Source organism: Mycobacterium sp. NGS19 (assembly GCF_059813155.1).
Genome location: NZ_JCALEB010000016.1, coordinates 1 through 374 on the forward strand (window position 1 = coordinate 1; position 374 = coordinate 374).

Annotated in this window: 1 protein-coding gene; it reads left to right on the forward strand. The window is 69.5% G+C overall.

All coding sequences use genetic code 11. The annotated features are described in order from the left end of the window. A partial coding sequence (locus AC5Y4N_RS21065; protein ID WP_499912855.1) for an HNH endonuclease signature motif containing protein occupies positions 1 to 374 on the forward strand: 374 nt, incomplete at both ends.

Consider the following 374-nt stretch of genomic DNA (forward strand, 5'->3'; position numbering starts at 1 on the left):
GAGGCGGGCTGGGATGTCGAGGTGGCGCGCCGCCCGCACGGCCAGCACACCACCGTGGTGATGCATCTGGATGTCGAGGCGCGTGTCGCGGCGCTGCATCTGGGGCCGGTGTTGTCGGATTCCGAGCGCCGCTTTTTGTCGTGTGATGCCACCTGTGAGGTGTGGTTCGAACGCGACGGGCAACCCATCGGCGCCGGGCGCACCACCCGGGTGGTCAACCGGCGGCTGCGCCGTGCGCTTGAGCATCGTGACCGCAGCTGTGTGGTGCCCGGCTGCGGGGCCACCCGCGGTTTGCACGCCCACCACCTTCGGCATTGGGAGGACGGCGGCGCCACCGAGTTGGCCAACCTGGTGTTGGTGTGCGCGCATCATCA